Raw genomic sequence first — 13588 nt, 5'->3', positions numbered from 1 at the left:
TAGCTAAAAAATAGCGTGAACTCATTCATTCACGTTATTTTTTCTCCATTCTTTCGCTTTTTCATCCACATTGCGCACAAACTCATTTTTTCCTTCCGTATATAACGCGCCATCATATGTATACTTTTCGGCTAATTCTTTCTTTAAGGTTGCATATGCCTCTGCTTCTTCACAATGAGCCATCATATAATCACGAAACGCTAAATGCCTTACTATCTCTGGATTTCCTTTTTCAAACACGTGTAAATGATACGAGCGTTTTTCTTCAGTTCCATGAATAAAATATCGGCGTCTTGAAATACCATTTTCCCCTTTTACGATGTAACCAAGCTCTATAAATCGTTCATTCCACCCATCTACTCTTTCGATATTTTCTACTTCCATGATCATATCAATAATAGGTTTAGCTGCCAGTCCGGGAACTGACGTACTTCCAATATGATGAATTTTTACCGTTTCTGGCATCGCTGATTTTAATCTTTTAGCCTCCATTTGAAATTTTTCACTCCAATGGTTTTCATGTGGAACAACGACAATTTTTCTCATTCTAACTCCCCTTTTCTTACAAGCTCGTCAAAAAATGACCAGTGGTATTTCACTGATCATTTTTTTATTATTTAAAGTCTTTCCAAGTAAGGTTACTTTCACTTAGCAGTTCTTCAAATGATTTATTCTTTTCACGTTCTTTTTGTTCTTGGCGCTTTCTTTCCAGTTCAGCTGCCTCTTTTTCCTCTTCCCTCACTTGCAACTCTTTCTTCTTACTCTTTAATTGTTGCATGAGTGAATCATTTAATTGATCGCCTAATGTAAGTGTTTCTTTCTTTGGTTGATTCACTTGCGATTGTCTTTGCATTTGTCTTTGTTTCTTTTTCTTCATGCTACTCACCTTTTACTTTTTTCTCCATTATAGTAGATACACGATGAAATCGACAATAAAAAAGGGTCTTTACTCTATTATTCACTTTTTGTAAATATGTTAATTTTTCGAAAAGACTAAATTTTTATGTAGCTATAATCCTATGAATCTATTAAAATTATGTCGTATGATGTCAGATTATAAAAAGAGGAGAATTATATTATGTGGAAAAAAATTATTCCTGCCGTTGCTGTTTTAAGCACTATTACTTTTTCAAGCGTATTTGCCGCTCCCCCATCTCAGAATCCAGCTGAACAAAACCGCTACATAGACGTACAAATGCTTGGTATTAATGATCTCCATGGACAACTAGATACTGTTAAAAAAATCAATAATAAAGAAGCTGGTGGCGCTGATTACTTAGCTACTTATTTAAAAGAACGTAAAAAACAAAACCCTAATACACTTCTCGTACATGCTGGTGATATCGTCGGAGCTAGTCCACCAGTTTCAGCATTATTACAAGATGAACCGACGATTGAATTTTTAAATGATTTAAAATTTGATGTTGGTACAATCGGAAACCATGAATTTGATGAAGGCATTGATGAAATGAAACGCCTCATTTACGGTGGATATCATGAAAAAACAGGGAATTTCAAAGGGGCTAACTTCCCCTATGTAGCTGCTAACTTCTATAACAAATCAACTGGCCGCTTATTTTTACCACCATTTACTGTAAAAATGGTAGATGGTGTTCCTGTTGGATTCATTGGTGTTGTTACAACTGATACACCAAATGTTGTTATGCCTACGATGCTTAAAAATGTACAAATTACTGATGAAGTAGAAGCAATTAATAAATCAACACAACAATTAAAACGCCTCGGCGTTAAATCGATCGTCGTTCTTGCTCATGTCGGTGGAACAACCGATGAGTCTGGGGTAACAAATGGCGATCTTACTCGAATTGCAAATGAAACAGACCCAGAAGTTGATGTTATTTTCGGTGGACATAGTCATACGTATGTAAATGGTACAGTAAATAATAAACTAATTGTCCAAGCAAATTCATACGGAACGGCTTTCTCAGACGTGGATGTAACAATTGATCGTAAAACAAAGGATATTGTAAAGAAAAAAGCTGAAGTTGTTACAACGTATCATGAAGGTGTAGAACCTGATAAACAAGTAAAGAAAAAACTAGATCAATATAAAGAAAAAATCGCACCACTTGTAAATGAAGTGGTCGGAAAATCTACAGCACCTATCGACCGTAAACAAAATGATGCTGGTGAGTCCACTCTTGGAAATTTAGTTGCCGATGCTCAGCGTCAAACGATGCAAACTCAAATCGCCCTCATGAATCCTGGTGGCATTCGTAATGACTTAGATGCTGGTGATATTACGTGGGGTGAGTTATACGGCATTCAACCTTTTGGAAATCAATTGATTAAAGTAGATTTAACAGGTCAAGACATTCGCGATATTTTAAATCAGCAATGGCAAAAAGGAACAACAAGAATGCTTCAAATTTCAGGTATTCAATATACGTGGGATGCAAATAAAACAAACGGTGAAAAAGTTACAAATATACGTTTAACAAACGGAGAAGAATTATCTCCATCTAAAACGTATAGCGTAGTTGCAAATGCCTTCTTAGCTTCTGGCGGTGACGGATTCGTATCATTTAAAAATGGTAAAAATGCAGAAACTGGTCCAAACGACTTTGAAGCGTTAGTCGATTACGTAAAACAATTAAAAGAACCAATTCAGCCAGTTATTGATGGAAGAATTCAAAAAGTAAATTAAGTGTTTCTCTAATAATAAATTTCATTTTTCACGCCATAAAGGATTTGTACTAATCCTCTATTTTATACGTAATATACATCATAAAAAGGATACTCGTTCTTCCAATGAACATAGTATCCTTTTTTTTAGTTATCAAAATGTGATGTTTTGTCAACTTCATATTGCTGTAAAAATTGGTGCAACGCCTCTTCTACAAGTTTAGACTTTTGAATTCCTTTCGATTCTGATATAAGGTCCAATCTTGCTAATATTTCTGTATTAATAGAAAAGGTTCGTCTCTTTTTCTCTGTACTCTTACTCATAATTGGTGCAATTACTTCGCCTCTTTTTCTTAGTAACTCATAAATGCTTTGTAATTGCTCGTAAATTAATAATTGATAATCTGTTTTCTCATATTGAAGGGCGGTCGCTTCTTGGAGTTGTAAGTGACGTGGTTCTTCTCCATCTCCTACAAAAATACGTTTCTTCTGCTCTCCATCATATTCGTATCCAATCAATCTTAATTTCTTCGATAATGTATACGGGCTTATTTCAAGACGTTTTGCTATAATAGCGATGGATTCACGTCTATTTAAACCATCTATAATTTCTCCAATCGTCACAATTTCCCTCCTCCCGTGTTGAAATGACACTAGTATGGTATGTTACAATGATTTTCTAACAGTATATGCAAAATGAATAGCCTGTGCGATTCATACGATTTCACAAAAGGAGGTTTTCAATATGCTTTTTCGTAGCTACACCCCTCAGTTCTATAACGAAAACAAACAACTCATTCCTAATAGTATCGCTACGATAGAAAGCGTTATGATTAATAATCGAAAACAAACTCTCCTTATGCGTGGACAAAACGTAGAGCAACCTATTTTATTATGCTGTCACGGCGGACCTGGGATGGCACAAATCGGATTTATTCGCCATTTTCAAAAAGAATTAGAGAAGCAATTTATTGTTATTAATTGGGATCAGCGCGGGGCTGGTAAATCCTTTTCAATGAAAGATTTCGGAGCAAATTTCACAATCGAACAATTCGTTTCCGATGCAAAAGAAGTGATTCAATATGTACTTAAAAGGTTCAACAAACAAAAACTATTTCTCGCTGGTCATTCTTGGGGAAGTATTATTGGGCTTAACATAGCACATCAATATCCAAAGTATATCGAGGCTTACATCGGTATTGGGCAAATTGTACATATGAAACAAAATGAAGAATTGCTATATCAACATTTAATTCATTCTGCAAAAAAACATGATCATAAAAAAGCATTAGCTTCCCTTTTAAAATTAGGCAAACCACCATTTTTAGATACGAGACGTCTCATTATTCAAAGAAAGTGGCTTGGCACATTTGGAGGCGCAATCCAAAACGGATCTTCCTTTTCTTTCATACGAAAAGGTTTCTTTTCTCCTGAGTATACGCTATTAGATTGGTTCAAGTTTCTCGCAGGAAATTTAAAATCTGGCGTTTTATGGGAAGAAATGCTGACAATCGATTTCTTTTCTTCTATCTCAAGTTTATCTATTCCAGTTTATTTTTGTTCTGGTCGCTATGATTATCAAACTCCTTATGCACTCGTTCAGGAATATTGCGATATTATTGAAGCGCCTATAAAAAAGATGATTTGGTTCCCAAATTCAGCACATTCTCCTGATTTAGAAGAACCAGAATTATTCGCTAATTCTTTGCAATCAATTAAACAAGAGCTAGCTTTTCAGCATTAGTAACAAAAGGCTCTTTTACATTTCATAGAAAACATTTTATAATAATATGTCGCAAGTATGTATAAACATAGCAAAATGTTTCATATTTACTTGTCTTAACAGAATAAAAATTTAGGGAGATTACATTTATTATGAACGCTGTACTCGTCGCAGTAGCAATTATGCTATTGCTTAGTTTGTTACGTGTCCAGGTCATTGTCGCCATCATTGTTGGAGCTTTAACAGGCGGAATTATCGGCGGACTCGGTATTTCAGAAACGATTAACACTTTTACAACTGGTCTTGGAAACAGTGCTCCAATCGCTTTAAGTTATGCAATGCTTGGTGGTTTCGCTATTTCCCTTTCCAAAACAGGACTTCCAGATGCTATGATTCAAACTGCATTAAATTGGATTGGCAATGAACAAGACACGAAAAAACAAGTTTATTCTAAAATACTTATTTTATTCATTATTTTAACGATGGCTTGTTTCTCACAAAATGTGATTCCTGTTCACATTGCTTTCATCCCCATCTTAATTCCAGCACTTTTAAAAGTCTTAAATGAGCTGAAAGTGGATCGCAGACTTGTCACATGTATTATTACATTTGGATTGATTACTCCTTATATGTGGATCCCTGCAGGATTCGGAAAAATTTATCATGACGTATTACAAACCAACGCTGCGCAAAGCGGCCTTACATTTGATGTCACACTTATTCCAAAAGCAATGACTATTCCAGCAATTGGTATGATTATTGGATTATGTGTAGCAGTATTCATTACGTACCGAAAACCTCGTACGTATGAAACAGAACAAATTCATACTACCGAAAATGAAATCGTTCCCTATACAAAACGTAGCATTACTTTCGGGTTATTATCTATCATTGCTACATTAACTGTTCAATTAACAACAGAATCAATGATTTTCGGTGCTTTAGCAGGTATTATCGTCTTATCGGTTAGTGGCAGTCTACCACTTAAAGAAGCAGATGCGATATTAACAAGCGGAATGCGTATGATGTCCTTTATTGGCTTTGTTATGATTGCTGCCGCTGGATTCGGCGCTGTTCTTCGAAAAACAGGACATGTTGAATCTCTGGTGCAAACGAGTGCACATATAATCGGAAATAACAAACCACTCGCTGCATTTCTTATGCTCGTTATTGGACTTCTCGTTACAATGGGAATTGGTTCATCCTTTTCAACCATCCCTATCTTAACAACCATTTTTGTACCTCTTTGCATTCAGCTTGGATTTAGTCCAATGGCCACAATTGCAATTATCGGTACAGCCGGAGCACTAGGTGACGCAGGATCTCCAGCATCGGATAGTACCCTTGGACCAACATCCGGTTTAAATGCTGATGGTCAGCACCATCATATATGGGATACATGTGTACCCACTTTTCTACATTACAATATACCGTTACTTATATTTGGTTTTATTGCCGCAATTACATTATAAAAAGGTGCGTATAAAACGCACCTTTTACTTTTTTATTTTTCCTTTTAATTGTTGAAAAGCTAATTTTCCATTATCTTTGACATAGCTTTCAATTGCCGGTAGTGATGAACCTATCCATTCACACTCTATGCTCCCATTAGGTCCAACAATTTTTAATTTATCTGGTATATGTATATTTAGAAATCTCGCTGACCGAATTAACTCAATAGCAATCTGATCACTTGAGGTTACAATTCCATCTATATACGGATTGTTTTGCAATAATGTAATAAATTGTTTATTTGTATACCCTTGTACACATTCTTCTCGATAAGAGATTCCTTCATCCCAAACAGCGTCTAAAAACCCTGCTATATAATCTTCCATTTCTTCACTTTCTTCTCCCTCACCGAAATATGCAAGAAAGTGACACCCTTTCTCTTTTAATAAAGAAACAGCTCTCTGTCCACTTTCATAATAATTTCCATGTGATTGTTGCTCATCGATCACAACAAACGGAAATGGAATTTCTCCTACACTTTTAAAAACTGCTCTCGTCAAAATAACACCTGCAATGTTATTTTGCTTCAGCATATGTATGTATCTATCTTTATTCTCTATATTACAAATAATGATTTGATAGCCTTCTTTATATGCTATTTCCTCAATACAATGTAGCAAAGTGATGTTTGATTGGTTACATAAATTATCTACAAGTAATGCAATTATCGTTGAATTCTCTTTAAATAGTGGCTTCGCTGCACTGTTTGGCCTATAACGTAATTCTTCAATTGCTTCCTTTACTTGTTTTACTGTGTCCTCATGAACGTATCCTTTTTCATTAATAACTCGTGAAACGGTTGCGACTGAAACACCTGCCAATTTTGCAACATCACGTATAGTTGCCACATCGTCACCCCTTAATATGGTAATAGATTACAATTTTACGGTAACCTAAATTACACTATCCGTCAAGATTAATAACTCATATTTCTGAAAATTGTTACATCATTTAACTAAATGATACTCCAACTGAATTTCATGTAAAATTGGGATATTATCATATCCAATACGTGGAATTTCTTTCTTTATTTTTCGTGCCTCCTCTACCGCATTCACATATAAATTAGTCATTACAAAATTACGTTTTTGGTAAAATCGTAACGCATTCATATTATCATTTGTTGTAATAAGCCAAACCTGTCTGCACCGCTCTTCTTCTGCAACTTGTAATACACAATCCACAAGTTTCGTCCCTATTCCTTTTCTTTCTTCAAAGCTATCTAGCGATACAATTTCACACATATTTCCGGTCACTTCATACGTTATAATTCCGATTATTCTGTCATCTGAGAGCGCAACAAATCCTGGCAACTCTTCTAACCGATGTCCCTTACCACGTGAAACCATCAATGAACTTCCCCAGTTCTTACACATGAACATTCGGATTGTTTCTTTCATCGCTGGCGTAATTTTTTGTATATGCAGCATTTCCTATTTCTCCCCTTTTATATCATTGTGATACAATATAAGTGTATCACATGTAACGGTATTTGGAGGATGAGGTAAAGTATGAAACGTTTTTTTGCAGCATTGTTTACTATACTAGGTGCAATAACTGCCCTTGGGATTTTCTTTACAAATAAAGTGATGTACTTAAAGAAAAAAACAGAGGAAGAAGTACTCGAAAGAGAAACGAAAAAACATTTTCGTATAGAGGATTTTGATGCTCTTCATAAAGAAGAAATTCATATCCCTTCACAATTCGGATACGACCTTCACGGATATTACATTCCTGCTGGTCATTCCAATAAGTTTATGGTTTTTTGCCACGGTGTAACTGTAAATAAAATAAACTCTGTAAAATATGCAAACTTATTCTTAAAAAGGGGATATAATGTCCTCATTTACGATCATCGTCGTCATGGTAAAACTGGCGGAAAAACAACAAGCTATGGATACTATGAAAAGCATGATTTGAAATCCGTAGTTGACTGGCTAAAAAACCGTTTTGGAACCAATATTACACTTGGTATTCATGGTGAATCTATGGGAGCCGCAACAATTCTTCAATACGCAGGACTTGTAGAAGATGGCGCTGATTTCTATATTGCAGATTGTCCTTTCTCTGATTTTCACGGACAATTACAGCACCGTTTAAAGGTTGAATTCCATTTACCAAAATGGCCTTTATTACCTTTAGCAAACGCATTTTTAAAAGTTCGTGACGGTTATACAATTCGTGAAGTTTCACCAATCGACTGTATAAAAAACATTAACAATCCCGTTCTCTTTATTCATAGTAAAGATGACGACTATATTTTAGCTGATATGACAAAAGCGTTATATGAAGCGAAAGAAAATAATAAGCAACTTTATATTGCAGAACACGGTGCACACGCTTGCTCTTATAACGAAAATAAAGAAGAGTACGAAGCAGCCATCGATCAATTTTTAAACACATATGTGAAAGAAACAAAAAACAGGCTTGCATAAGCCTGTTTTTTTATTGCGCTAAAACGTCTGTAACTTGTTCCATATTTTCAGAAATCCATTGCATTGCATCATCTAACGTTGGAAATTCTGTCGTTTGAAATGTTACTTCATCTTGAAGTAACCAAACATCCTTTACCTCTTGCCCTACACCTGCAATGGACCAATGTAACAAACTATATGGATGATTATCATTCAAAAATGATGCCCACGTGCGCTCATTTGCAATGTTTCGTAATGTATGTAATTGTTTATCCATCTCTCGTCACCTTACTCTAGTCAGTTATGAAAACTATTATAACACTCTCTTCTTTCTCAAACAAAGTGCTCTTTTTTCCCCGCTATTTGTGGGCAGTAAAACTCCCACCTCAAAATTCGACTGAAACAAAGAAGTTAGGCGGGAGATTAACTGCCCCTAAAAGCCCGATTGGTTCAAATAATAATTAGTGGGGGATGCCTCCCCCACTAATTAAAGTTTCACTTTATATTGCCAAGCACTTCCCTTGATTATATGATGAAATTAAGCGTTTGGGAAGGAGGGATAACGTTGGCAAAAGTACAAATTAAAGTAAATGATAATGGCTCTTTTCGCGTTACAGGGGACGTGGAATTAATCGACTCACAAGGGAATGTATTCCCAGCAAAACCGGCATTTTCTTTATGCCGTTGTGGTTTATCAAAAAATATGCCTTATTGCGACGCTTCGCATAAAGGTAAATTCGAGTCTGTTGTTAGAGCACCAGAGGCAGAATAATTTTACATGTGACATGCACATTTTTTTGTGCATGTTTTTTCTTTTTAGCAACTCCGTTATATCCCTTCTCCTTACAACATTTCTAATACTTTTATTTCCATTCCAGCCTGCATATATTTTCACACAATTCTTCACATTCGAATATTTTTTACTAGCCTTTTATTTTTTTTGTGCTATAATTTGAGCAAACAGCATCCTTCGGGGTCGGGTGAAATTCCCAACCGGCGGTGATGAAGTGAAAACTTCTAAGTCCGTGACCCGTTTTCAACTCGAAAACGGTGGATCTAGTGAAACTCTAGGGCCGACAGTATAGTCTGGATGGGAGAAGGATATGTTTCTAGTTTTTTATATAGTGAATACACTTTTATTTCAGTATGCATATTTTTAAAGATTCATTTTGATTCTTTATATATGTTTAATTTCCTATACTTATTTTTTATACTGAAATAAAAAGAGACAACTAGCGTTTAAAAATTCGATATTTTGCTAGGTTTTTTCCTTATGCAGAAATATCAATTATCGTTAGGTTTCTTTCCTATGCTTTCGTATTCAAACTATATTTCTAGAAATCACGTCTCCCAAACCCCAAGGATATTAAATCCTTGGGGTTTTTTGATTTTTTTAGGAGAGGTGAAGAAAATGACAGATCAAGAATATATGAGGATTGCCCTGCTGTTAGCAGAAGGAACATCAGGACAAACAAGTCCAAATCCTATGGTTGGTGCTGTTGTTGTAAAAGATGGAAACATCGTTGGTATGGGGGCTCATTTACGAGCTGGTGAAGAACACGCAGAAGTTCATGCCCTTCAAATGGCTGGTCAGAACGCCAAAGACGCTACCGTTTATGTAACACTGGAACCGTGTAGCCACTTTGGAAAAACACCACCTTGTTGTGAATTGCTCATCGAAAAAGGAGTTAAGCGTGTTGTAATTGCTACTCTCGATTGTAATCCGCTCGTTTCTGGTAACGGAAAAAGAAGATTAGAGGAAGCTAGAATTGAAGTAACTACCGGTGTTCTTGAAGCAGAAGCAGTTTTATTAAATCGCTACTTTTTTCACTACATGAAAACGAAACGCCCTTTTGTAACAATCAAAACAGCGATGAGCTTAGATGGAAAAACAGCAACTGTAACTGGTGAAAGTAAGTGGATTACAGGTGAAGAAGCACGTGCTGATGTTCACCAATATCGCCATATACATGATGCAATTCTTGTTGGAGTGAATACAGTTATAGCTGATAATCCTCATTTAACAACAAGAATTCCAAATGGTGGGAAACATCCTATTCGCGTTGTTTTAGATACCCATTTACGAACACCACCATCTTCTCATGTTATAACAGATGGTTTAGCACCGACATGGATTATTGTCGGTAAGGATGTAAAGAAAGAGAAGATATCTTCTTATGAATCTAAAAATATAGCTATATTCCAAATGGAAACGAAGCATATAGAAATCGAGGACCTTCTTTCCTTTCTTGGAGAAAAACAAATTCTTTCTCTATTCGTTGAAGGTGGCCAATCGATTCATGCAAGTTTCTTAAAAACAAACAATTTTAATGAAATTGTAACCTATATAAGCCCGAAATTAATTGGTGGGAAAGATGCTCCTACTTTATTTGGAGGAAATGGTTTTTCAAAATTACAAGATGCGCTTACCTTGAAAATTCAAGAGATGAAACAAATTGGTGATGATATAAAAATCGTTGCGAATGCCCGAAACGAGGTGACAAAATGTTTACAGGAATTGTAGAAGAATTAGGAACGATAGCAAACATGCAACAAAGTGGAGAAGCGATGAAATTAACGATTCATGCAAAGAAAATTTTATCAGATGTTCACTTAGGTGATAGTATCGCGGTTAACGGTATTTGCTTAACTGTAACAAGCTTTACAACTACTTCATTTACAGTTGATGCAATGCCTGAAACGATGCAGTCGACATCACTTCTCATGCTTAAACCGCACTCTAAAGTAAATTTAGAGCGAGCAATGGCTGCAAACGGACGATTCGGTGGACATTTCGTTTCAGGACATATTGATGGCATCGGAACGATTTTAAATAAAAAACAACATTACAATGCCGTCTATTACAAAATAGCAATTTCTGATGAACTGCTGCGCTATTGTTTGCATAAAGGATCCATTGCTGTTGATGGAACGAGTTTAACGATATTTGATATAGACGAATCTTCCATAACGATTTCACTCATCCCGCACACAGTAAGCGAATCTGTCATTGGAGAAAAAAATGCGGGAGATATCGTAAACATTGAGTGTGACATGATTGGTAAATATATCGAACGCTTTATTACTAAACCTACAAAACGAGTAGGTTCAATGACTGAAAGCTTTTTACAAGAAAACGGATTTCTATAAGGGGGAAGCACAATGTTTCATCGTATTGAAGAAGCTCTAGAAGATTTAAAACAAGGTAAAGTCGTTATCGTATGTGATGATGAAAACCGAGAAAATGAAGGCGATTTTATTGCTTTAGCAGAGTACATTACACCAGAAACAATTAATTTTATGATTACACATGGCCGTGGTCTCGTTTGTGTACCGATTACAGCAGGGTACGCAGAACGTCTACAATTAGAACCAATGGTATCTCATAATACAGATTCACATCATACTGCGTTTACAGTGAGCATTGACCATGTTTCTACAACAACAGGGATTAGCGCTCACGAACGTGCAACTACGATACAAGAATTGTTAAACCCCGCATCAAAAGGCGCTGATTTCAATCGACCTGGACATATCTTTCCATTAATTGCGAAAGAAGGCGGTGTCCTGCGTCGTGCAGGTCATACAGAAGCTGCTGTTGATTTAGCGAAGCTATGCGGTGCCGAACCAGCTGGAGTTATTTGCGAGATTATAAATGAGGACGGCACGATGGCACGTGTACCTGATTTAATAGAATGCGCAAAACAATTTGATATAAAAATGATTACAATAGAAGATTTAATTGCTTACCGCCGCCATCATGAAACACTTGTGACGAGAGAGGTGGAAATTACATTACCTACAGATTTCGGTACTTTCCACGCAATTGGCTATTCTAACTCATTAGATACGAAAGAACATATCGCACTTGTAAAAGGTGATATTTCAATAGGTGAACCGGTACTTGTGCGTGTTCATTCTGAATGCTTAACAGGAGATGTATTCGGTTCACATCGCTGCGATTGCGGACCACAACTCCATGCAGCACTTGCTCAAATTGAGCGTGAAGAAAAAGGTGTTCTTCTTTATATGAGACAAGAAGGAAGAGGCATTGGGCTTCTTAATAAGCTTCGTGCTTATAAATTACAAGAAGAAGGATTCGATACTGTAGAAGCAAATGAAAAACTCGGCTTCCCTGCTGATCTTCGTGATTACGGTATCGGAGCACAAATATTAAAAGATTTAGGTTTACAAAGTTTACGATTATTAACGAATAACCCAAGAAAAATTGCTGGCTTACAAGGTTACGATTTAGAAGTAGTCGAGCGTGTACCGTTGCAAATGCCAGCAAAAGAAGAGAATAAATCGTATTTACAAACGAAAGTAAACAAATTAGGACACTTACTAAACTTTTAATTAAAGGAGAGATTTATTATGGTATTCGAAGGTCATTTAGTTGGTACAGGATTAAAAGTTGGAGTTGTTGTTGGACGTTTTAACGAATTTATTACAAGTAAGTTACTTGGCGGCGCTTTAGACGGATTAAAGCGTCACGGTGTAGAAGAAAATGATATTGATGTTGCTTGGGTTCCTGGTGCATTTGAAATTCCTTTAATCGCTAAAAAGATGGCTAGTAGCGGAAAGTATGATGCTGTTATTACATTAGGTACTGTAATCCGAGGTGCTACAACTCACTACGATTACGTTTGTAATGAAGTAGCAAAAGGTGTTGCGTCTTTATCACTACAAATGGACATCCCAGTTATTTTCGGCGTATTAACGACAGAAACAATTGAACAAGCGATTGAACGCGCAGGTACGAAAGCTGGTAATAAAGGATATGAATCAGCTGTTGCTGCAATTGAAATGGCTCACTTATCAAAACAATGGACATAAAAAAAGAGGCTGCGGCCTCTTTTTATTTTTTCACCTTTTTTTGTACATCTTTTATTAATTCATTCATCGTTTTTCCTTCTGTTTTTATATGAAGAGCTTGTGCTGTTCTCCATACATTCTCTCTTTTTTTCGCTTCTTCTATAATAGTAATTTCTTTTCTAACTTCCTTTAAATCTTTTCCTTCCGTTTTCAATCCAAAATGTTCAGCTTTCGTTCGAAAGTGTTGTTCGATTCTTTGTTGCATCTCTTTTTGTTCAGGATTTTCAGCAGCCTTAACTGGATCAGAACTTATTGCTTTTATTAAAATTAAACAAGTCATAATCGCTAATATGTATTTGTACATGTAAAATCCTCCAACCCAATATAAATTACATATTTACTATGTACAACTAGGGCTTGGAAAATTCGTCCACAAAAATTCTTTTTTTCGCTCAAAAACCAATAATATCAAGCGTTC

At 35.9% G+C, this 13588-nt stretch carries 16 protein-coding genes and 1 riboswitch; of the genes, 9 read left to right on the top strand and 7 right to left on the bottom strand.

Translation table 11 applies throughout. The features are described 5' to 3' along the window. Nucleotides 1–21 precede the first annotated feature (21 nt). Both CQ064_RS14740 and CQ064_RS14735 read right to left on the bottom strand, forming a co-directional pair. Nucleotides 22–546: a GrpB family protein gene (locus CQ064_RS14740; protein ID WP_001227186.1), complete on the bottom strand. Its 525-nt coding sequence runs from the start codon at nt 544–546 to the stop codon at nt 22–24. Between the two features lie 67 nt (nt 547–613). After that, the gene (locus CQ064_RS14735; protein ID WP_000727561.1) at nt 614–877 is read right to left on the bottom strand and encodes a YqkE family protein; all 264 of its coding nucleotides are present in this window, start codon (nt 875–877) and stop codon (nt 614–616) included. 201 nt (nt 878–1078) lie between these two features. Between CQ064_RS14735 and CQ064_RS14730 the strand changes: the two genes are divergently transcribed. Beyond that, entirely contained in the window at nt 1079–2668 is a 1590-nt protein-coding gene (locus tag CQ064_RS14730) for a bifunctional metallophosphatase/5'-nucleotidase (RefSeq protein WP_000265556.1), read from the top strand. A 125-nt stretch (nt 2669–2793) separates the two neighbouring features. On the opposite strand, the gene CQ064_RS14725 is transcribed toward CQ064_RS14730, so the two are convergent. After that, nucleotides 2794–3270 carry a ribbon-helix-helix domain-containing protein gene (locus CQ064_RS14725; RefSeq protein WP_000151932.1) on the bottom strand — a complete coding sequence of 159 codons (477 nt, stop codon included), beginning with the start codon at nt 3268–3270 and terminating at the stop codon, nt 2794–2796. 121 nt (nt 3271–3391) lie between these two features. On the opposite strand from CQ064_RS14725, the gene CQ064_RS14720 reads away from it, so the two are divergent. Both CQ064_RS14720 and CQ064_RS14715 read left to right on the top strand, forming a co-directional pair. Further along, nucleotides 3392–4390 (top strand): alpha/beta fold hydrolase, encoded by a 999-nt coding sequence (locus tag CQ064_RS14720; RefSeq protein ID WP_000898973.1) that lies wholly within the window; start codon nt 3392–3394, stop codon nt 4388–4390. Nucleotides 4391–4521: 131 nt separating this feature from the next. Continuing rightward, on the top strand, nt 4522–5841 hold the full coding sequence (locus CQ064_RS14715) for a Na+/H+ antiporter family protein (RefSeq protein ID WP_000994815.1): 1320 nt from the start codon (nt 4522–4524) through the stop codon (nt 5839–5841). A 24-nt stretch (nt 5842–5865) separates the two neighbouring features. On the opposite strand, the gene CQ064_RS14710 is transcribed toward CQ064_RS14715, so the two are convergent. Together CQ064_RS14710 and CQ064_RS14705 are read right to left on the bottom strand one after the other, a co-directional pair. After that, nucleotides 5866–6729: a LacI family DNA-binding transcriptional regulator gene (locus CQ064_RS14710; RefSeq protein ID WP_000201347.1), complete on the bottom strand. Its 864-nt coding sequence runs from the start codon at nt 6727–6729 to the stop codon at nt 5866–5868. A 99-nt stretch (nt 6730–6828) separates the two neighbouring features. Beyond that, nucleotides 6829–7311 carry a GNAT family N-acetyltransferase gene (locus CQ064_RS14705; protein WP_000902442.1) on the bottom strand — a complete coding sequence of 161 codons (483 nt, stop codon included), beginning with the start codon at nt 7309–7311 and terminating at the stop codon, nt 6829–6831. Between the two features lie 81 nt (nt 7312–7392). Between CQ064_RS14705 and CQ064_RS14700 the strand changes: the two genes are divergently transcribed. Further along, a complete protein-coding gene (locus tag CQ064_RS14700; RefSeq protein ID WP_000819228.1) occupies nt 7393–8316 on the top strand; it encodes an alpha/beta hydrolase in 924 nt (307 codons plus the stop codon). Between the two features lie 10 nt (nt 8317–8326). Here CQ064_RS14700 and CQ064_RS14695 read toward each other — a convergent pair whose 3' ends face one another. Next, on the bottom strand, nt 8327–8572 hold the full coding sequence (locus CQ064_RS14695; protein ID WP_000360796.1) for a DUF2552 family protein: 246 nt from the start codon (nt 8570–8572) through the stop codon (nt 8327–8329). Between the two features lie 288 nt (nt 8573–8860). On the opposite strand from CQ064_RS14695, the gene CQ064_RS14685 reads away from it, so the two are divergent. The 5 genes from CQ064_RS14685 to ribH all read left to right on the top strand — a co-directional run bounded on the left by CQ064_RS14685 (nt 8861) and on the right by ribH (nt 13131). Next, nucleotides 8861–9067 carry a CDGSH iron-sulfur domain-containing protein gene (locus CQ064_RS14685; RefSeq protein ID WP_001151578.1) on the top strand — a complete coding sequence of 69 codons (207 nt, stop codon included), beginning with the start codon at nt 8861–8863 and terminating at the stop codon, nt 9065–9067. Between the two features lie 190 nt (nt 9068–9257). Then, a riboswitch (FMN riboswitch) is annotated at nt 9258–9401 on the top strand. A 305-nt stretch (nt 9402–9706) separates the two neighbouring features. Further along, a complete protein-coding gene (ribD, locus tag CQ064_RS14680) occupies nt 9707–10819 on the top strand; it encodes a bifunctional diaminohydroxyphosphoribosylaminopyrimidine deaminase/5-amino-6-(5-phosphoribosylamino)uracil reductase RibD (RefSeq protein WP_000131954.1) in 1113 nt (370 codons plus the stop codon). Continuing rightward, nucleotides 10801–11445, top strand: coding sequence for a riboflavin synthase subunit alpha (ribE, locus tag CQ064_RS14675; protein WP_000493904.1), 645 nt, complete (start codon nt 10801–10803; stop codon nt 11443–11445). Before ribD ends, ribE begins: the two co-directional genes overlap by 19 nt. 12 nt (nt 11446–11457) lie before the next feature. Then, nucleotides 11458–12651 carry a bifunctional 3,4-dihydroxy-2-butanone 4-phosphate synthase/GTP cyclohydrolase II gene (gene ribBA / locus CQ064_RS14670; RefSeq protein WP_000468980.1) on the top strand — a complete coding sequence of 398 codons (1194 nt, stop codon included), beginning with the start codon at nt 11458–11460 and terminating at the stop codon, nt 12649–12651. Nucleotides 12652–12669: 18 nt separating this feature from the next. Further along, nucleotides 12670–13131, top strand: coding sequence for a 6,7-dimethyl-8-ribityllumazine synthase (gene ribH, locus CQ064_RS14665; RefSeq protein ID WP_000230896.1), 462 nt, complete (start codon nt 12670–12672; stop codon nt 13129–13131). 22 nt (nt 13132–13153) lie between these two features. Here the strand turns inward: ribH and CQ064_RS14660 are convergent, their stop codons facing one another. After that, the gene (locus tag CQ064_RS14660; protein ID WP_000280032.1) at nt 13154–13474 is read right to left on the bottom strand and encodes a hypothetical protein; all 321 of its coding nucleotides are present in this window, start codon (nt 13472–13474) and stop codon (nt 13154–13156) included. Between the last annotated feature and the right edge of the window lie 114 nt (nt 13475–13588).

Source organism: Bacillus sp. MYb78 (assembly GCF_002975115.1).
GTDB lineage: Bacteria > Bacillota > Bacilli > Bacillales > Bacillaceae_G > Bacillus_A > Bacillus_A cereus.
This window is presented reverse-complemented; position numbering and strand designations above follow the sequence as displayed.

Bases quoted from the DNA above. Each gene is read 5' to 3' on its own strand.
- CQ064_RS14740 (WP_001227186.1), bottom strand. From the start codon at position 546: ATGAGAAAAATTGTCGTTGTTCCACATGAAAACCATTGGAGTGAAAAA.
- CQ064_RS14735 (WP_000727561.1), bottom strand. From the start codon at position 877: ATGAAGAAAAAGAAACAAAGACAAATGCAAAGACAATCGCAAGTGAAT.
- CQ064_RS14730 (WP_000265556.1), top strand. From the start codon at position 1,079: ATGTGGAAAAAAATTATTCCTGCCGTTGCTGTTTTAAGCACTATTACT.
- CQ064_RS14720 (WP_000898973.1), top strand. From the start codon at position 3,392: ATGCTTTTTCGTAGCTACACCCCTCAGTTCTATAACGAAAACAAACAA.
- CQ064_RS14715 (WP_000994815.1), top strand. From the start codon at position 4,522: ATGAACGCTGTACTCGTCGCAGTAGCAATTATGCTATTGCTTAGTTTG.
- CQ064_RS14705 (WP_000902442.1), bottom strand. From the start codon at position 7,311: ATGCTGCATATACAAAAAATTACGCCAGCGATGAAAGAAACAATCCGA.
- CQ064_RS14700 (WP_000819228.1), top strand. From the start codon at position 7,393: ATGAAACGTTTTTTTGCAGCATTGTTTACTATACTAGGTGCAATAACT.
- CQ064_RS14695 (WP_000360796.1), bottom strand. From the start codon at position 8,572: ATGGATAAACAATTACATACATTACGAAACATTGCAAATGAGCGCACG.
- ribD (WP_000131954.1), top strand. From the start codon at position 9,707: ATGACAGATCAAGAATATATGAGGATTGCCCTGCTGTTAGCAGAAGGA.
- ribE (WP_000493904.1), top strand. From the start codon at position 10,801: ATGTTTACAGGAATTGTAGAAGAATTAGGAACGATAGCAAACATGCAA.
- ribBA (WP_000468980.1), top strand. From the start codon at position 11,458: ATGTTTCATCGTATTGAAGAAGCTCTAGAAGATTTAAAACAAGGTAAA.
- ribH (WP_000230896.1), top strand. From the start codon at position 12,670: ATGGTATTCGAAGGTCATTTAGTTGGTACAGGATTAAAAGTTGGAGTT.
- CQ064_RS14660 (WP_000280032.1), bottom strand. From the start codon at position 13,474: ATGTACAAATACATATTAGCGATTATGACTTGTTTAATTTTAATAAAA.